General features: G+C 67.5%; 13 protein-coding genes. 5 read left to right on the top strand and 8 right to left on the bottom strand.

The window, feature by feature from the left end:
* Window positions 1-8: 8 nt before the first annotated feature.
* From VGV58_RS05400 to fepB, 3 genes are read right to left on the bottom strand one after another with little or no spacing between them, the layout of a single operon-like run.
* Entirely contained in the window at window positions 9-1040 is a 1032-nt protein-coding gene (locus VGV58_RS05400; RefSeq protein ID WP_326872945.1) for a FecCD family ABC transporter permease, read from the bottom strand.
* Window positions 1037-2041 carry a FecCD family ABC transporter permease gene (locus VGV58_RS05395; RefSeq protein ID WP_326872944.1) on the bottom strand — a complete coding sequence of 335 codons (1005 nt, stop codon included), beginning with the start codon at window positions 2039-2041 and terminating at the stop codon, window positions 1037-1039. The genes VGV58_RS05400 and VGV58_RS05395 overlap by 4 nt, the downstream gene beginning before the upstream one ends.
* Complete coding sequence (gene fepB, locus VGV58_RS05390) at window positions 2038-3003, bottom strand: Fe2+-enterobactin ABC transporter substrate-binding protein (protein ID WP_326872943.1); 966 nt, start codon at window positions 3001-3003, stop codon at window positions 2038-2040. The genes VGV58_RS05395 and fepB overlap by 4 nt, the downstream gene beginning before the upstream one ends.
* Before the next feature lie 236 nt (window positions 3004-3239).
* Here fepB and VGV58_RS05385 point away from each other — a divergent pair, with 236 nt between their 5' ends.
* Together VGV58_RS05385 and VGV58_RS05380 are read left to right on the top strand one after the other, a co-directional pair.
* Window positions 3240-4079, top strand: a complete 840-nt coding sequence (locus VGV58_RS05385) for an ABC transporter ATP-binding protein (protein WP_414643870.1) — start codon at window positions 3240-3242, stop codon at window positions 4077-4079.
* Window positions 4076-5356: an NtaA/DmoA family FMN-dependent monooxygenase gene (locus tag VGV58_RS05380; RefSeq protein ID WP_326873569.1), complete on the top strand. Its 1281-nt coding sequence runs from the start codon at window positions 4076-4078 to the stop codon at window positions 5354-5356. Before VGV58_RS05385 ends, VGV58_RS05380 begins: the two co-directional genes overlap by 4 nt.
* 6 nt (window positions 5357-5362) lie before the next feature.
* Here the strand turns inward: VGV58_RS05380 and VGV58_RS05375 are convergent, their stop codons facing one another.
* Window positions 5363-6118, bottom strand: a complete 756-nt coding sequence (locus VGV58_RS05375) for an IclR family transcriptional regulator (RefSeq protein WP_326872941.1) — start codon at window positions 6116-6118, stop codon at window positions 5363-5365.
* Window positions 6119-6403: 285 nt separating this feature from the next.
* Between VGV58_RS05375 and VGV58_RS05370 the strand changes: the two genes are divergently transcribed.
* Both VGV58_RS05370 and VGV58_RS05365 read left to right on the top strand, forming a co-directional pair.
* On the top strand, window positions 6404-8485 hold the full coding sequence (locus VGV58_RS05370; protein ID WP_326872940.1) for a TonB-dependent receptor: 2082 nt from the start codon (window positions 6404-6406) through the stop codon (window positions 8483-8485).
* A 95-nt stretch (window positions 8486-8580) separates the two neighbouring features.
* On the top strand, window positions 8581-9618 hold the full coding sequence (locus VGV58_RS05365) for a methyltransferase (protein WP_326872939.1): 1038 nt from the start codon (window positions 8581-8583) through the stop codon (window positions 9616-9618).
* A 19-nt stretch (window positions 9619-9637) separates the two neighbouring features.
* On the opposite strand, the gene VGV58_RS05360 is transcribed toward VGV58_RS05365, so the two are convergent.
* From VGV58_RS05360 to VGV58_RS05345, 4 genes are read right to left on the bottom strand one after another with little or no spacing between them, the layout of a single operon-like run.
* Window positions 9638-10309 (bottom strand): 4'-phosphopantetheinyl transferase family protein, encoded by a 672-nt coding sequence (locus VGV58_RS05360; protein ID WP_326872938.1) that lies wholly within the window; start codon window positions 10307-10309, stop codon window positions 9638-9640.
* A gap of 12 nt (window positions 10310-10321) precedes the next feature.
* The gene (locus VGV58_RS05355) at window positions 10322-11194 is read right to left on the bottom strand and encodes an isochorismatase (RefSeq protein WP_326872937.1); all 873 of its coding nucleotides are present in this window, start codon (window positions 11192-11194) and stop codon (window positions 10322-10324) included.
* Between the two features lie 27 nt (window positions 11195-11221).
* Window positions 11222-12826, bottom strand: a complete 1605-nt coding sequence (locus tag VGV58_RS05350; RefSeq protein WP_326872936.1) for a (2,3-dihydroxybenzoyl)adenylate synthase — start codon at window positions 12824-12826, stop codon at window positions 11222-11224.
* 17 nt (window positions 12827-12843) lie between these two features.
* Window positions 12844-14007, bottom strand: coding sequence for an isochorismate synthase (locus tag VGV58_RS05345; protein WP_326872935.1), 1164 nt, complete (start codon window positions 14005-14007; stop codon window positions 12844-12846).
* 160 nt (window positions 14008-14167) lie between these two features.
* Between VGV58_RS05345 and VGV58_RS05340 the strand changes: the two genes are divergently transcribed.
* Window positions 14168-18871: an amino acid adenylation domain-containing protein gene (locus VGV58_RS05340; RefSeq protein WP_326872934.1), complete on the top strand. Its 4704-nt coding sequence runs from the start codon at window positions 14168-14170 to the stop codon at window positions 18869-18871.
* Window positions 18872-18873 lie beyond the last annotated feature (2 nt).

The following is an 18873-nucleotide window of genomic DNA, read 5'->3' as shown; positions in this document are numbered from 1 at the left end:
ATCGCCGCTCAGACCCTCTCGTCGCGGGCCAGCCGCCAGAGCAGATAGATCCCGCCCAGGAGTCCGGTCGTCAGGCCGATCGGCAGGTTGAGGCCGGTCGGGACGCGCTGGCTGACCAGATCCGCCGCCAGCAGCAGAACCGCGCCCATCGCAGCTCCAGGCAGGAGCGGCACATCCGGCGAGCCGCACAGGCGCCGGGCAAGCTGCGGGCCAGCCAAGGCGATGAAGGCAATCGGCCCGGCCGCTGCCGTCGCCATCGCGGTCAGGCCGACGGCCGTCAGCACCATGGCGAGCCGCGTGCGCTCGACGGGGACGCCGAGCTGGCTGGCAGCATCGTCGCCCATTTCGAGCAGAGCAAGGCGCCGGGCATGGAGGAGCGCGACCGGCACGATCAGCACCAGGCCGAGAGCGGCGGGGGCGGCATGGGACCAGCTGCGCGCTGTCAGCGAACCGGCCAGCCAGATCTGGGCGGAGATCGAACGGTCGAGATCGCTCGCCACCAGCAGGATCGTATTGACGCCGGAGAGGGTCGCGCCGACGCCGATGCCGACCAGCACGAGCCGGTAACCGCCAGTGACGCGCCCCTTCAGCGCCAGCAGGAAGACGAGCGCAGCCGTCGCCATGCCCGAGAGCACCGCCGCCAGCGCGACCGCGAAGGGATCGGCGCCGAACAGGATGATCTGCACGATCGCGCCGGTCGCCGCTCCGGTGGTAAAACCGATGATGTCGGGCGAGCCAAGAGCGTTGCGCGAGATCGACTGGAAGATCGCCCCGGCCATGCCGAGCGCCGCCCCGACGCAAGCCGCGGTAACGACGCGCGGCAGGCGCAGGCCCCATACGACTCGCTCGGCCATCGGGTTTTCGCCCCTGCAGAACAAGGCGGCGACGACCTCGGCCGGCGCAAAGGCGAGCGTGCCCGTGCCGAGCAAGACGACGGCGAGGGCAAGGGCTGCTCCGGCAAGCACAGCGCAGACCAGCGCGGTGCGCGGCCGCCAGCGCAGAGAAAACGGCCCCAGCCTCAGCGTTGCAAGCCCGCTCATGGCCGGCTCACCCGGAAACGGCGCACGGCCATGATGAAGAAGGGGCCGCCAAGCAGCGCCGCGACGATGCCGGCGGCGATCTCGGAGGGAGCCGCGACCACGCGCCCGATCACATCGGCGCCGAGCAGGAGCAGCGCGGCGAAAAGCGCCGAGGCTGGCAGGATCCAGCGATGATCCGGGCCGACGAGCGCGTGCGCCAGATGCGGCGCGATCAGGCCGACGAAGCCGATCGGGCCAGCCGCGGCGGTGGCGGCGCCAGCCAGCAGCATCACCGCCAGACAGGCCGACAGCCAGATCGTGCGCGGCGCTGCGCCGAGCGCCTGGCCTAGCTCCTGCCCGAGCGCCAGGACGTTGAGACCGCCGACGATCGACAAGGCGACGCCGAAGCCCGCCGCGACGCCGACTGCCAGCACGGCGACCACCTCGAAGCTCGCTCCCTCCACCGAGCCGGCGGCCCAATGGCGAAAATTGTCGAAGGCGATCGGCGAGGCGTTGATCACCATGATGCCGGTGATCGCACCGAGGACGATCGAGAGGCCAGCGCCGGCGAGGACGAGCCGGACGGGATTGGTCCCGGTCTCATGCGCTCGCCCGAGCAGGAACACGACAGCGCCGGCAAGGCCGGCTCCGAGCGCGGCGAGCCAGACATAATGGATCGGCCGCGTCAGACCGAGCAGGGTCACCCCGAGCACGACAGCGACCGCCGCGCCGGCATTGATGCCGAGCAGGCCGGGCTCGGCCAGGGCATTGCGGGTGACCGCCTGCATGATCGCCCCTGCGAGACCAAGCGCCGCGCCGGCGAGAACGGCCGTGATCAGCCTCGGCACCCGCAACTGCCAGACGACCAGATGCAGATCGTTGCCGGGATCATAAGCCCGCAGCGCGGCGAGAACGGTGGCGGGCTGAATCGGCCGCGAGCCAACCGCAAGGCTCGCCAGCGCCAGCAGAGCGAGCGCGATGATGCCGATGGCGAGCCACCACCGGCGCCTATGCCATCTCATCGCTTGGCGAAGCTCTCGCGCAAGCGCTCGATGACCTGGCGTCCGGAATAGGGATCGATGCGGAAGGAGGTCAGCCCGAGCGGATAGACCCGCTTGCCGGCGACCGCCGGGTGATTGGCGAGCACCGGCTCGGCCAGGAAGGCCTCGACGTCCTTCTGCGTCGCGCGCAGGAGGAGGACGGTGTCGGCAGCGATCGCGGCCGAAAGATTCTCGCGCGAGAAGAACTCGAAATCCGAGGGCCGCGCCGAATTCGGCTTCAGCTCCGCCGGCAGGCTGACCACCTCGAACCCCAGAGCCGAGACGAGCTTGGAAACCGGGCTGGCGGTCCGCGCCACCGAATAGCTGCCGGCGATGTTGTAGCCGACGATGCTGGCCTTGGTGCCCTTCGCTGCGATGACGGTCGCTGCGACGGCGAGATCGGCGTCGAAGCGGGCGATCGCGGCGGCAGCCTCCTTTTCCAGGCCGGTCGCCTTGCCGAGATCGGTCGCAAGCTCCTGCCAGCTCCGGCTCGAATAATCGACCACCAGGGTCGGCACGCCCAGCGCCTCCAGCTCGGCCCTGTGCTGAAGGATGCTGTCGGCGCCGGTGGTCGAGGCGATCACCAGATCCGGCTTCCAGCCGAGCACCGCCTCGATGTCGAATTTCAAGTTGGGATAGAGCACCTTGACGCCGCGCTTGTCGGCATCCCCAGCCCATTGCGAGAAGAAGCCCTTGTCGTCGGTGAGCGGGCTCGGCGTCGTCGCCGTGCTCGCCAGCAACGGCGCCTCGATCGCCAGCAGGATGCCGGTGACGCTCGGCGTGGTCGAGACGATGCGCAGCGGCTTCCTCACCAGCGTCAGTTCGCCGGCAGCGTGCCTGATCGTGCGGGGCCAGCCCGTATCCTGACTCTGGACCGGCTGGCCAATCCCGCTGAGGCCAGCCGCGATGGTGATGATGGCGATGAAGAGCTTGATCAGGGGCATCGTCGGTATCTGGGCTGTATCGGCCTACGGGTCAGGAGCAAGCTCCGACCACTGTTCCGCATGTCAGCGCACATGCACACTATCCCTCATGACGGATCGCATTCCGCCATGCAATATGGACTGAGATCGGAGAGTCAGTTATCGAGCGTAAAACCGCTCGCGGTGACTGCTTTACCACAACTAGAGCCGAAAGGGATGCCGTCGAAGGCAACGAATTCGATGGCATCGACTGTAGATTGGAAGAATTGAAAAGTACTTCGCAGCCCGACTCCCGTCTCCACGCGGATGCCCTCACGCTCCGCTACGAGGCGCGTACGATCTCGACCAACCTCTCGGTCGCGATCGCCGACGGCTCCTTCACCGTGATCGTCGGCCCCAACGCCTGCGGCAAGTCGACCCTGCTGCGCGCCCTGTCGCGCTTGCTCACACCGGCCGCCGGCCAGGTGATCCTTGACGGCAGGCAGATCGGCGAGCGCCCGGCCAAGGAGGTCGCGCGGCGCCTCGGCCTGCTGCCGCAGAGCGCGATCGCTCCTGACGGCATCACCGTCGCCGATCTCGTCGCTCGCGGCCGCTATCCGCATCAGTCCTTCCTGCGGCAATGGTCGAAGACGGATGAAGTGGCGGTCGCTGCCGCGATGCGGGCGACGCGCGTCGACACGCTTTCGACGCGCCCGGTCGATGAGCTCTCCGGCGGCCAGCGCCAGCGGGTCTGGATCGCGATGGTGCTGGCGCAGGAGACGCCGATCCTGCTGCTCGACGAGCCGACGACCTTCCTCGACATCGCCCACCAGATCGAGCTGCTCGACCTGCTCGCTGAGCTCAACGCGCAGGGACGGACGGTCGTCGCGGTCCTGCACGACCTCAACCAGGCCTGCCGCTACGCCTCGCATCTCGTCGCGATGAAGGAGGGTGCGATCGTTGCCGAGGGCAGCCCGGCGGGCATCGTCACGGCCGCACTGATCGAAGAAGTCTTCGGCCTGCCCTGCATCGTCATCCCCGACCCGATCGCGGGAACCCCGCTCATCGTGCCCAAAGGGCAAGCGCGGGCAGCGCACTCCAGCGACCGGTCGAACTGACCATGGCAAAGCAGCTTCACATCGGACTGAGCCTGACGCCGACCTGGCTGAAGGGCAGAGCAGCGGATGATCCGGACGCCGGGCCGGCCCGCGATCCCGTCGCGTTCAATCTCGCACTGACGCGGATGGCCGAGCAGGCCAAGCTCGATTTCGTCTTCAAGCCCGACTACCTCCTGCTGCATCCGGGCGCCGCCGGCAGCGGCTTCGTCGGCCTCGACCCGACGCTGCTGCTGACCGCGCTGGCTTGCCAGACCGACAGGATCGGCCTCGTCACCACCGTTTCGACCAGCTTCAACCCGCCCTTCGTGGTGGCACGCCAGATCCAGTCGCTGCACTGGATCAGCAAAGGGCGCGTCGGCCTCAACATCGTCACCTCGATCGAGGGCGCGGAGAATTTCGGCGATGCGCCGATGCCGCCGCCGGAGGTCCGCTACCGCAAGGCTGCCGAGTTCACCGATGTCATGCGCAAGCTCTGGCGGAGCTATCCGCATGAAGCGCTGACAGGCACGGCGCCGAGCGCCGCGATCGACCATCGCGGCGAGTTCTTCAACGTGACAGGGCCGCTCAACGTGCCCGGCCACGCAGCGGGCCCGCCGCCGCTGTTCCAGGCCGGCGCCTCCGATATCGGGCGCGACTTCGCCTCCTCGATCGCCGACGCGACCTTCGCCGCCATGCCCGATCGCGAAGCCGGCATCGAACTGCGCAGCGACCTGCGCCGGCGCGCGCAGGGGCATGGCCGCAGCGCGGATTCGGTGCGGGTGCTGCCGGGCCTGCATTTCTTCCTCGCCGAGACGCGCGAGGAAGCCTGGGCGCTGCATGCGCGGGCGCATGCTCATCTCAAGCCGGAGCAACGGCGCAAGATGGTGAAGTCCGTCCTCGGGCTGGACCTTGGCGAGCTGCCGCCCGAGGCGCGGGTGACAGCTGAGATGCTGCCGCCGCTCGACACGCCGGTGCGCAGCCGCACCCATGCCGAGCTGCTGCGCCGCTTCATCGAGACGAACGAGCCGACGGTGGCAGAGGTGCTGGCGCGGCCGGAAGTCATCGGCTCGGCCCATTGGGTCTGCGTCGGGACCGTCGACGACGTCCTCGCCGAGATCACCGCCTGGTTCGAGGCCGGAGCGATCGACGGCGTCATCGCGATCCCCGGCGGCTCCATGGAATCGCTGCGCCTGTTCCTGGAGGAGCTGGTTCCGGCGCTGGCACGGCGGGGCCTGTTCCGCAGCAACTATGAAGGCACGACGCTGCGCCAGCATCTGCGGATCGACGAAGAGCTGTGATGCAGCTCAGGCGCCACCCGAGTCCCGCGTCGCCGCCTGCGCCGCCGCGAACAAGGCGGCGCGATGGCCCTCGGCCTCAGCCGTCTTCACGAAGGAGACGGTGGTGACGACGCAGGCGATCTCGCCGAGCGCATTGAACACCGGCGCCGCCTTGCCGGTCAGGAGCGAGAACAGATGCTCGTTCAGCTCCGCTCCCCCGTCGCGCCTGACGGCGTCGAGCATCTCGGCCGGCGGGCGGCTGCCGCGGAAGGATGCCGGCTGCAGCTTGCGTGCGGCGGCGATCACCTCCTTCGGCAGATGCGCCTGAAAGACGAAACCGCAGGCGGTGTTGTCGACAGGCAGGACGTCGCCCAGCGTCACCGTACTGAGCGCAAAATCGGTGTTGCGATACCAGCGCACGATGGTCGGGCCGCGCTCTGTCCAGATCGCCACGCCGCAGCTGGCGGCGATATCGGAGGCCAGCGCCTTCATCGCCCGGGCCGCGACCTCGACGGCATCGATGCGCCTGAGCGCGCGGACCCCGATGCTGAGCGCGACCGGGCCGAGATCGTAATGGCCGGTGACGTCGTCCTGCGCCGCCAGCCCCTCCCGCACCAGGCTCTGCATATAGCGATGGGCGGTGGACGAGCCGGTCCGTGCGCGCCGGGCGATCTCGCCCAGCACCAGAGGCCCGTCCGCCTTGGCCAGGATGTCGAGGAAGCGGGCGGCGATCGAGACCGACTGGATCGTCGGCGAGCGTTTGGTGCTGAGGCTGGTCGTCATGCGAATCGCGGCAGGAAAGCGCGGCAGATGCCGGCCCGCGCTTTGTGGCACCGGGAGCCTGCCGGGGACAAGCACCGCCCTCATTCGAGCGCTTCCAAACACCACGCCATGCCAGGCCGAAAACTGCGACCGGAAAAGCACAGCGAGGCGGCAATGCGGCGATCCTGTGCCCGCTTCGTGTTGACATGCGGAATGCGTCCCGCACTGTAGGATCATTCAATGTGACCTCGCGAGCCACGGCCTAGTCCCCAGCCAGCGAGATTTGATCGGGTGGTGGGGAACATCATGTCGTCCAAGCTTGTCCTGATGCGCAGCGTGAGCTTCGCATCGCTCATCGCGGTCGCAGCGGCGACGCCGGCCTTCGCGCAGAGCAATCCGGCCCCGGCAGCCGGAACGATCGAGCTCGATGCGATCACGGTCACCGGCGAGAAGGTCGAGCGCGATCTGAAGAACACGGCCTCGTCGGTCTCGGTCATCACCGACAAGGACATCGCCCGGGCGAACACCGGAAACGCAACCGTATCCGAGATCCTCGTCGGCACGCCGAACGTGACCTATAGCGACACGGTCAGTGCTCCGATCATCCGCGGCCAGGACACCCAGGGGCCGCTCACCGGCCAGAACTCGTTCTGGGGCGGCACCGTGCCGCGCGCGACGATCAATGTCGACGGCCACTATCTCAGCTACAACGAGTTCTATTTCGGCGCGACCTCGCCCTGGGACGTCAAGAGCATCGAGGTCTTCCGCGGGCCGCAGACGACATCGCAGGGTGCCAACGCCATCGCGGGCGCGATCATCGTCAACACCAAGGACCCGACCTTCACGCGCGAAGCGGCCTTCCTGACCGAGTTCGGCAGCTATGCGACGCGGCGCGCGGCACTGATGCTGTCGGGACCGATCATCAAGGACCAGCTCGCCGGGCGCATCACGCTCGACTATTCCGGCCGTGACACCTTCATCGACTACATCAGCCCGAACTTCCAGACACGCTATGCCGACCAGGACTTCCGGAACCTGAACCTGCGGGCCAAGCTGCTCTGGCGCCCGAGCGAGTTGCCCGGCTTCGAGGCGAAGCTCACCTATTCGCGCAATGAGAGCAACCGGCCGAGCCAGGAGGCGGCGTCGGCCCCGTTCGACCGGCTGAAGCACGTCACCACGACGATGCCGAGCTTCAAGCAGAACAGCAACACCGGCATCCTCGATCTCAGCTATGATTTCGGCAACCGCTTCAAGCTGTTCAACCAGACGCAATACACCGACCTCTCGGTGAGCCGGAAGACGGGCCTGCTCGGCAATGGCGACGCCTATATCAACCAGACCAACATCTCGAACGAGCTCAGGCTGACTTATGGCGACCAGAGCGATGTCATCAGTGGTGTCGCCGGCGTCTACTATGCCCACACCAAGACCGACGAGATCCTCTACCTCACCGGCCAGTCGACCTTCGACGACACCAAGCGCAACCTCGGCATCTTCGGCGAGGTCAGCTATCGCCTGACCGATCGCTGGACCTTCACCGGCTCGCTGCGCTTCCAGCAGGACCAGATCGAGCGCGAGGGGCGGACCGTCTTCGCGCGGCAGGGCGTCGATTTCGACAAGACCTTCCAGGCCGTGCTGCCGAAGGCCTCGATCGCCTATGCGGTGACGCCGGACTGGACCGTCGGCGCGCTGGTCAATCGCGGCTACAATCCCGGCGGCGTCTCGCTCAACCTCACCGCCGGCCGGTGGCAGCCGTTCCAGGAAGAGACATCGTGGAACTATGAGCTGTTCACCCGCGCCAGCCTGCTGAACAACCGGCTGAACGTCAGCAGCAACCTGTTCTACACCGACTTCCAGAACGCCCAGTACTTCATCCCGGTCGTGCTCTCGACGGGCGTGGTGCAGTCCTATGCGATCAATGCCGAAAAGGCCCATGCCTACGGGCTCGAGGTCAACGCCGACTATCGCCTGCTCGACAATCTGACGCTGAAGGCCGGCGCCGGCCTGCTGCGCACCGAGATCGACAAGATCTCCGCCAATGCCGGCTACAAGGGCAACGAATTCGCCAAGGCGCCGGGCTACATGCTGAGCTTCGGCGTGAGCTGGGACGTCACCAGCAAGCTCAACCTCACCGCCCAGCTCCGCCACACCGACGGCTATTATTCCGACGTCGCCAATACGCGTCTCTACCTGATCAAGCCCTATACGATCGCCGACATGCGCGCGAGCTATCAGATCACCGACAACCTTCAGGTCTATGGCTACGTCAAGAACATCTTCGACGAGCGCAAGCCGACCTATATGCAGCAGAACCGCGGCATCGGCGGCACCGAGGCGAGCATGACCGAGCCGCGCATGTTCGGCGCCGGCATCAAGGGCACGTTCTGAACCAGCGAACTTGTGCGCCTGACAAGGTGGCGCGGCGGCGAGCGACTGCGCCCGCCGCGCCCCAGCCCGCCCCACTGTCCTGCAAGGAGGTTCGCATGAACGACCTGTCGCGCCCGGCTGCGCCGCCGCCCGGCCCGCCTCTGCGCCTGCTCCAGCAGATCGCCGCCTATCGCACCTCCCATTGCATCCGCACCGCGGTCGAGCTCGGCATCCCCGCCTTGCTGCAGGAGGGGCCGCAGACCGCCGGCGAGCTCGCCGGGCGTATCGGCGGCAAGGCCGAGCTGCTGGCAAGGCTGCTCGGCCATCTCGTCAACGAAGAGATCATCGGCCGCGATGAGGCAGGCCGCTATGTCGCCCTGCCGACGACGCGTGCCCTCGTTCCCGGCCATCCGCATTCGCTGGTGCCCTGGGTTCGCTTCGAGCTCGATCCGCTGCATGGGCGCGCCTGGGAGCGGCTCGGCGAACAGATCAAAAGCGGCACGCCTGCCTTCGAGCTCGCCCATGGCAGCCCGTTCTTCAGCTGGCTCAGCCAGGACGAGGCGGCGCAGGAGCGCTTCGACATCCAGATGCGCGCGATCGCGACGGCGCTGATCGGCGTCGCAGTGCGCCATATCCAGTTCGCGGCCGGCGAGACGATAATCGATGTCGGCGGCGGCGACGGTTCGCTGCTGGCTGAACTGCTCGGCCGCAATCCCGGCACGACGGGCGTGCTCTTCGAGCTGCCGCGGGCGACCGAGGCGCTCAATCCGCGCTTCGCCGAACTGGTGCAGGCGGGGCGCGCCCGGGTGCAGCACGGTTCGTTCTTCGACGAGGTCCCGACCGGCGGCGACGCCTATGTCTTCAGCCGGATCCTGCACGATTTTGACGACGCTGCAGCCGGCCGCATCCTCGCCAATGCGAAAGCCGCGACCAAGGGGCCTGAGCGCTTCGTCGTGGTCGACATCATGGTCGACCCCGCCCGCGCCAGGCCGAACGAGACCTCGCAGGACCTCCTGATGATGGTGCTGATGGGCGGGCAGGAGCGCAGCGCCGGCGAGTTCTCGCAGCTGCTGGCCGCGAGCGGCTTCGAAACCGCCTCGGTCACGCCAACCGCGTCCCCCTTCCATATCCTCGAGTTCTGCCACCCGCGCTAAGGCGGGTGGCACGCCGCCATCAAGCCAGGACCAGCACGCGCGTCAGCAGCAGGTCGCCAAGGCGTGCGAAGCGGGCTTCGACCTCGCGGCCGGCCGGGAACTCCGGCGACAGCTCCTCGACGAGGCGCAGACGCGCCGTGCCCTGGTCATCCCGGGCGATCAGCTCGGAGAGCTGAAAGGACATCGGGCGGCGCAGCAGCGGATACAGCGCCTTGAACAGGCTCTCCTTGGCCGAGAAGGCCAGCGTCACCGAGAAGGCATCGCCTTCGAAGCGGTGGCGCTCCCAAGGCGTCAAAGCCTCGGACGCGATCTCGCTTGCCGCCTGCCCGCTCATGACCCGCTCGATGTCAATGCCCATGGCAAGGCAGGTACCGGCACGCGCGGCGATCGCGACGGCCATGTCGCCGCTATGCGAGATCGAGCCGAGGGTGCCGTCGGGCCAGAGCGGCGAGCGGTCCGGCGCCATGCCGGGACAGGCGCCCTGCCCGGTCAGCAATCGCAGGGCCTCGCTGGCGCAGCGCCGGCCCGCCAGCCATTCCGCGCGGCGCCGGGGTGCAGCGCGCGCGATCCGATCCGGCAGGGCGATGCCAAGGCCTGGCGACCCCGGCTCCCGCGAGAACCGCAGCGCGACGCAGCGATAGTCGATGGGCTCGCCCTGCCAGGGATGGAGCAGCTCCGGTCCGCTCTCCATCGGCGCTCCGGCTCAAGCCGCCAGGCGACGCTGCTCGATCAGCGACCACCAGCCGTTCAGCGTCGGCACACGGGCGAGATCATCGAAGCCGACAATGACGCCGCGCTCTTTCAATTCGCTGGCGAGCACCATAACCTGCACGGAATCGAGCCCGTAGAAGATCAGGTTCTCCTCGGGATCGAGCTCCGTCTCGTCCTCGACCAGTTCGAGCACGCGCGCCTGCAGCCATTCACGCGTCGCCTGCGGGCGCTCCGTCACGCCCGCCAGGCTATCGGTCGAGACCAGCGCACCGCAGCGCGTCGCGACATAGCGCAGCGCCATTAGATGCTCGGCCTCGGAGAAATCGGCGACGGCATCGCCGACCAGGAAGGGCTGGATATCGCTCATGAAGGCGTCGACCGCCGTCACCATGCAGCCGATATGAGCATAGACGCCGCCGATCACGAGCTGGTCGCGGCCAAGCGTGCGCATGCGCTCCAGCAGGTCCGAGCGCTTGAAGGCGCTATAGCGCCATTTGGTCAGGACGATGTCCTCCCGCCCCGGCGCCAGCTGGGCGACGACCTCCTGGAGATCGGGCGCGGCGACGGTGAGACCTGGCCCCCACATGTCATTGAGCAAGGCACGGTCGCCCGGCGGCTGCTCATGCGGCTGCGCGGTATAGACGACCGGCACGCCATTGGCCCGGGCCCAGTCGCGCAGGCGCACGAGATTGCCGATCAGCTGCGGCAGCAGCGCGCCCTTCGCATCGTAGAAGCGCAGGAAATAGCGCTGCATGTCATGGATCAGCAGGACGGCGCGCTTGGGGTCTGGCCGCCATTGCGTGCGGTTGGCCGGGAACGAGCTCGCCGCCGGCATCGGGTAGTCGGTGATCTGCGGAATGGCCATGGAATCTCTCGGTACGGGAGGAATGGATCAGACGAGCTCGGCGCGCAGGCGCTTCTTGTCGATCTTGCCGACAGGGGTGAGCGGCATCGTCTCGATGAAGCGGACGCGATCCGGCAGCTTGTATTCGGCGACGCCGAGCTCTAGCAGGTGGCGCCGCAGCGCCGGCCCGCGCAGGGCCGCATCGCGGGCGACGATGAAGGCGCAGCTCTTCTCGCCTAGCAGCACATCCTGCATGGCGACGAGCGCCGCATGCGTCACCTCGGGATGGCGCAGCAAGAGGTTCTCGATCTCCTCGGCCGCGACCTTCTCGCCACCGCGATTGATCTGGTCCTTGACCCGGCCGACCACGCGCAGATAGCCGCCGCGGACGCGCTGGACGACATCGCCGGAGTAGTAGAATCCCTCCGCGTCGAAGACCTTCGCGCTGTGCTCGGGCGCGCGATAATAGCCGCGGAAGGTGTAGGGGCCGCGCGTCGCCAGCTCGCCGCTGGCGCCCTCCGGGACGGGGTCGCCGTCCTCGTCGACGATCCTGACCTCGTCATCGGGGCTGATCGGCCGCCCCTGCGTGGTGAAGACAAGTTCGTCGTCATCGTCGAAGCGGGTGTAGTTCACCAGCCCCTCGGCCATGCCGAAGACCTGTTGCAGCGCGCAGCCGAACACCCCGGGCACCTGCCGCGCCAGCGCCTCGGCGAAGCTGGCACCGCCGACCTGCATCAGCCTAAGCGAGTCGAGCCGAGGCTTCTCTCTCCCTGCAGCCTCCAGCCAGAGCGCCACCGCCGTCGGCACCAGCGCGACCATGTCGACCTGGTGCTTCTCGATCAGAGCAAAGCAGGCGAGCGGCTCGGGACTCGCCGCCAGCACGACGCAGCCGCCGGCATGGAAGACGCCGAGCGCGCCGGGCGAGGACAGCAGGAAATTGTGCCCGGCCGGCAGCGCGCAAAGGAAGCGCGTCTGCGGCGAGAGCCCGCAGATCTCGGCACTCGCCCGGACGCTGTAGTCGTAGTCGTTATGGGTGCGCGGGATCAGCTTCGGCGTGCCGGTGCTGCCGCCCGAGAGCTGGAAGAAGGCGACCTCGTCGGCAGGCGATGGCGAGCCGGCCGGGGCAGCGCTGGTCTCGGACGCCAGCCAGCGCTCGAGATCGTTATAGGCGCGATTGCCGCCGAGCAGCAGCACCAGCGACAGGCGCGGCGAGAGCTCCCTGAGCTCGGCGGTGAAGTTGTCGTCGGCAAAGAGCTCATGTGAGCGCGCGCCGATCACCAGCTTTGGCTCGATCTGCTGGGCATAGGAGGTCATCTCCAGCTTGCGGTGGCTGAAGAGCGCATTGATCGGGGCGACGCCGATCTTCAGCAGCGCGAAGAAGACGATGTAGAACTCAGCGCAGTTCGGCAGTTGCACCAGCGCGGTATCGCCTTGCCCGAGCCCGGCTTCGCTCAATCGGAAGGCCAGGCTCGAGGCCCGCCGGTCGAGTTCGGCATAGCTGATCTGCCTGTCGCCGCAGATGATCGCGATCGCGTCGGGACGCTCCTGCCGCTGTGTGTCGAGACCGCGGGTCAGGGGCTGGTCGAGCCAGTAGCCGCGCGAACGATAGCGCGCGGCGAATTCCGCGGGCCAGCGCTGGAAGTCGATGGTCATGCCATGGTCCTCGGATGTCAGGCGGCGAGGCCGCAGGCGCTGAGCATGGTGCCGAGCTTGGCCTGCACCTCCTCCCATTCGGAGGCTGGATTGGAGGCCTCGACGATCCCCGCGCCGGCGAAGAGCTGCAGCGTGTCGCGCCGGGCGATGCCGCAGCGGATGGTGATCGCCCATTCGCCATTGCCCTGCCCATCGCACCAGCCGACCAGGCCGGTGAACAGCCCGCGCTCGAAGGGCTCGACATAGCGGATCAGCTTATGGGCGCTCTCGGTCGGGAAGCCGCAGACCGCCGGCGTCGGATGGATGATGCAGGCGAGCTGGAGCGCGGTCATCGCCGGGTCGTTCAGGACGCCCTCGATCCGCGTCGAGAGATGCCACATCGCTGCCGTGCTCATCAGCGAAGGAGCATCGGGAACGTCGAGTTCCGCGCAGAGCGGCGCCAGGATCGAGCGGATGTTCTCGATCACCAGCCGGTGCTCGTACTGGTCCTTCTGCGAGCGCTCCAGTTGCTCGGCCGCAACGCGATCAGCCAGCGGATCGCGCTGCCGCTTGGCCGAGCCCGCCAGCGGGTTCGAGACGATCCGACCGCCTTCCTTGCGGATCAACAATTCGGGGCTGACTCCGACCAGTTCGCCCTCGTCAGGCAAGGGAACCCTGAACAGATAGCCCTGGCTGTTCTGGGCGCGCAGGCTAGCCAGCAGCCGGCCGACATCCATGCTCCCGGCGAAGCGCAACTCGCGAACCACCGACAGCACCGCTTTGCGGACATCGCTGTGCCGGAAATTGACGATGGCGTGCTCGACCGCCTTCTTGAAGCCGTCCTCGTCGGGAAGGCTGCGCTGGTCGAGCAGATCGGGAACGCCCGAAGGCTCGCTTGCGGCCTCGGCCGGGGCCGCCTGCTCGCGCCATTCATAGGCGGCCGGGACATAGAGACAAGAAGGCTCGCGCACATCGAAGGGGATGGCGCCGATCAGGATCGGATTGGCCTGCCCTGCCCGCCTGGCCCGCTCGAAAGCAGCCTCAACCGCCGCGTGCAAACCCTGTCCGCGATCCTGCCGGCCACGGGCCGGCACGGAGATCCATTCATGGATTCCAGACGACAACAACTCTCGGCCATTTGATGCGAATAAAGCACCAAATTTGAAATTAAAGTTCTGTTTCAAGGCTAAATTTTCCAGCATTGAAGTTATCCTACTTCTAAAGAGGCTTCATTCACGATGCTGATCGCAAGCATTGACAGCTTCTTGCTTTCGTAAGAAGCAATGTCAATCGAAATCAACTTAAGAAAACTGATTATAAATCTTCAAAACAAATGCCATGAACATAGAACAATTAACCCCTATGCAGGCCGCTTATTGGGTCGGCCGCCAGTCTTCTGACGCTCTCGGCAGGGTAGCGGCACATCTTTATGGCGAGTTCGACGGCTCCGGCGTCGAGCCCGAGCGGCTGCGCGACGCCGTTTGCAGGCTTTGCCGGCTGCATCCGATGCTGCGGCTGCGGATCGATGCTGAAGGCTGCCAGCATCTCGATCCGGCAGCCAATCCATTGCCGCTCGATGTCGAGGACATGCGGGAGCTTTCGGCAGATGCGCGGGAAGCCCTCCTCCTCGCCAAGCGTCGGAGCTGGAGCCATCGCCGGCTCGATCTTGGCCACGGCGAGGCGGCTGCGTTCGGCCTCACCCTCCTGCCCGATGGCGCCTGCCGGCTGCATGTCGACACCGACATGATCGCGATCGACCCGAACAGCTTCCGGGTCGTCATCGAAGACCTCGCCCGGCTCTACGAGCATCCGGATCAGTCGCAGGCGCCCGCCTCTCATGGCTTCTTCGACTGGCTGGCTCTGGCAGCCGCCGGAGCCGAAGGCGCGAAACGGCGCGAGCGCGACAGGATTTGGTGGCGCGCCCGTCTCGCTGACGTCCCCCCGGCGCCCGCTCTGCCCGCAGCACCTCTTGCTCCAGCAGAGCCGGCAAGCGAGCGCCTGGCGGCCCGGCTTTCGCCCGATGAGCGCCGCGCACTGGAAAGACGTGCCCGCGATCTGCGGGTGACACCGTCCGTATTCGCACTCGGCCTCTTCGCAACCGTACTCGGCCGCGCGACGGGACAGGCCCGCTTTCGCCTGAACGTGCCGAGCTTCTGGCGTGCGCCGCTCGTTCCCGATGTCGAGCGGATCGTTGGCGAGTTCTCGAACGTCCTGATCCTCGACGCCGACCTCGCTGCGGCGACGACGCTGGCCGAGCTGTGCCGCGACATTGGCCGCCAGATGGTCGAGCTGATCGCCCATGACGGCTATCCCGGCGTCAGCGTGATGCGCGACCTGTCGCGACTGCACGGCACGGTACAGACCGCACCGGTGGTCTTCACCGCCGGCCTCGGGCTCTCCGGCGGCGAGCTCTTCAGCGAGGCCGTCACTCGCGTCTTCGGCCCGATGAACTGGGTGATTTCGCAAGGGCCGCAGGTGGCAATCGATGCCCAGGTCGCGGCCTGCGACGGCGGCATCCTGATCAACTGGGATGTCCGCCTCGACGCGTTGCCGGAGGTCTGGGCCCGCGAAACCTTCGAGGCCTATGTCGCGCTGCTGCGCAAGGTTGCGGCACAGCCGGAGGCGCTCGACGGCGCACCGACCGCGGCGAATGCTCGTCCGGGCCGCGAGCCCGCCAGCCCGACCGAAGACATGCTGGTCAGCCTGCTCGGACGCCTGTCGCCGGGCGAAGCAGTGAACGGCAGCAGCGTGATCGCCGAGGCCGCCCAGGCCGAGATCACCCGCTTCCTCGACCGCTACTGCCCCACCGGCATGCCGTCGCATGCGGATTTCGGCGAGGCCGCGACGCCTCGCAGCCTCGCCAATCTCGTCCGCGCCGCTCCGGCGGCGCCTCCGACGAGATCGCGCGCATCTTCCTGGAGACGATCGATGCGGGATGAATTTTCCGACACCGCGCAGGGCGGAGCCATCGGCCGGGACGAAGCGCCGCTGACCGACCTGCAGCAGGCCTATCTGCTCGGCCGCGAGCGGCATTTGCCGCTGGGCGGCGTCGCCATGCAGGAATTCCGCGAATATCGCGGCGCGATCGAGATCGAGGCGCTGCCGCAGCGCCTCCTTGCCATGGTCGCGCGGCATCCAGCCCTGCGGACGCATATCGATGCACTGCGCCGGGTTTCATGGGTCTCGCCCGAGCCGGCCGTCAACTATGACGAGATCGATCTGCGCGGTCTGTCTCAGGCAGAAGCGTTTGCCTGGATCGACGGGCAGCGCGAGGACTATGCCCATCGCCTGTTCGACCTCACGCGCTCGCCCTGGAACGTGACGGTGTTCCGGTTGCCGGAGCCGGAAGCGGATGACTCCGATCAAGCGACTTACATCCTCTTTGCCCGCTTCGATGCCCTGATCCTCGATGGCCGCGCCATTGCTTCGCTGCTGGTCGAGCTGCTGGGCGGGGAAACACCGAGCCTAGAGGCTGCTGCCCTGTCGCCGCCGGCCGACGAGGCGAAGCGGCGCGAGGACGCCGCCTACTGGGCCCGGAAGCTTCAGCCCGTCGAAGGTCCGCCGCAACTGCCATGGACGAAGCCACTGGAGGCGATTCCCGCCTCGCGCTACGAGCGCGAGAGCCTGACGATCACCCGCGAGCGTTTCACCGCGCTCTGCCGCCTCGCCGCCAGGGAGCGCCTGTTCAAGAACACGGCGGTGACAGCGGTCATTCTCGAGACCCTGTCGCATTGGCTGAACGAAGGTGCGCTCTGCGTCGGGATCCCCGTCGCCCCCGCCGCCTCGGCCGAGTTCGCGAACCGGTCGAGCTTCATCGCCGTCAACTGGGATGCGCGGCAGGGCAGCTTCCACGAGCGCGCGCAGGCCCTGCAAGGCGATGTGCTGGAGGGGCTGGAACACCTCTCGCAATCCGGCGTCCAGATCAGCCGGCTCCTGATGAATGCCCATCCGGGCGGCCCGGCCCTGCCTGTCGTCGTCACCAATGGCCTCGGCTGGCCGAAGCTGGCGATGGATGCCGACATCCGTCGCCATGCCGGCCTGACCCAGACGCCGCAGGTCGCTGTCGATATCCGCTTCCGCGACGATGAGGAGGGCAATCTCATCGTCGAGATCGACTATGCCCGCGAGGCGATCGCCCCCCGGATCGTGCGCGACATCCTCGCCGCGCTCGACCGGCAGGTCGCCTCGATCTGCGATCGCGGCGCCTTCGAGATCGTGCGGGGCGAGATGCTCGACCTCGGCCACTATCTGTTCAACAGCTCGGAGGAAGACTTCGCCTGCAGCCGCTTCCTGCAGCGCATCGCCGACAATCTCTTCGCGGGGGACAAGGACAAGGTGGCCCTGATCTCGGGCGACCGCCGGATCTCCTATGGCGAACTCGGCGCCAATGTCGGCAAAGCGCTCGCGGCGCTTCGCGAGCGCAGCGTCGGCAAGGGCGATGTCGTTGCAATCTGCCTGCCGCGCGGGCCCGAGCACAGCGCGATCACGCTCGCCTGCGCGCTTTCCGGCGCGATCTGGGTGCCGATCGACGCGGCCTCGCCGCCGGAACGGCTGGACTATCTCCTCGCCAATTGCCGGCCCGCTCTGGTGGTATCGACGGCCCCAATCACAGGGCATGAGGCGGTGACGCCCGATGCCCTGCTTGCAGGCGAGGCACCGGCCGATCCGCTGGCTCTCCTGCCGGCACTCGACGCGCGCTCGGCCAGCGATGAGCCCGCCTATTACCTCTACACTTCCGGCACCACCGGCCGGCCGAAATGCGTCGTGCTCTCGAACCGGGCGACCTCGAACGTCATCGGCCGCACGCTGGAGAACTGGCGAGCGACGGAAAGCGACGTCTTCATCTCGGTGACGCCGCTGCATCACGACATGTCGATCTTCGACGTGTTCGGCTGCCTGACGGCCGGCGCGACCCTGGTCCAGCCAGCGCCGGGCGAGGAGAAGGACGCGATCGCCTGGAACCGGCTCGTCGCCGAGCACAAGGTCAACCTGTGGTGCTCGGTGCCGGCGATCCTGGAGATGCTGCTGTCCTGTCGACAAGGCGACGAATTGCGCTCGCTCAGGCTGATCGCCCAGGGAGGCGATTACATCAAGCCGGCGGTGATCGCCGAACTGCGCCGCCTCGATCCGACGCTGCGGCTGGTCTCGCTCGGCGGACCGACCGAAACCACGATCTGGAGCATCTGGCACGAGATCGCGCCTGAGGACACCGGGCAGGTTCCCTATGGCAGGCCGCTGCCGGGCAACCGCTATTTCATCCTGAACGAACGCGGTGAGCATTGCCCGCCGGAGGTCGTCGGGCGCATCCACACCGCCGGCGTCAATGTCGCGCTCGGCTATCTCCAGGACGGCGTGCTCGGCCAGAGCGATTTCGTCACCGTCGCCGATGAAGCCGGCAAGCCGGTGCGCGCCTTCCGCACCGGCGATCGTGGCCGCTATCGCCATGACGGCACCATCCTCTTCGCCAGCCGGGTCGACGGCTATGTCAAGGTTCGCGGCGTGCGCGTCTCATTGCCGGATATCGAGGCGGAGCTCGGCGCCCATCCCGAGATCCGCCAGTTGCTGGTGGTCGATTCCGGCAGCGAGCAGCGCGGCGAGGCCGAGATCGGCGTCGTCTACGTGCCGGTGCAAGCGGGCAAGCCGAGTGCTGCCGAATTGCGCGCCCATGCAAGGCGCGTATTGCCGGATTCGCATGTTCCGACCCGCTTCGTCGAGGCCGAGGCATTGCCGCTTTCAGCGAACGGCAAGCCTGATCGCCGCAGGGCTCGTGAGCTGCTGGCTGCTGCCGCCGAGCGCCGCGAACCGGCGGCGGCAAAGGCGGCACCGCCGGTCAACGCGCGCAGCCGAGGAATCCTCGACCTCTACCTCGCCGTGCTCGGCCAGCCGGCCTCGCCGGAGATCGACGATACCACCGACTTCGTCCGCCTCGGCCTGCTGCCGTCGCACCTCAAATCCGTGGCGAGCCGAATCCGCGACGAGCTCAAGGCCGATCTGACGCCGCATCAGCTGCTGCGCTGCCGCAATGCCGGGCAGGTCGCGCTGCTGCTCCGCGACCAGGAGCGGTGAGG

The organism is Allobosea sp., assembly GCF_035944895.1.
GTDB lineage: Bacteria > Pseudomonadota > Alphaproteobacteria > Rhizobiales > Beijerinckiaceae > Allobosea.
This window is presented reverse-complemented; position numbering and strand designations above follow the sequence as displayed.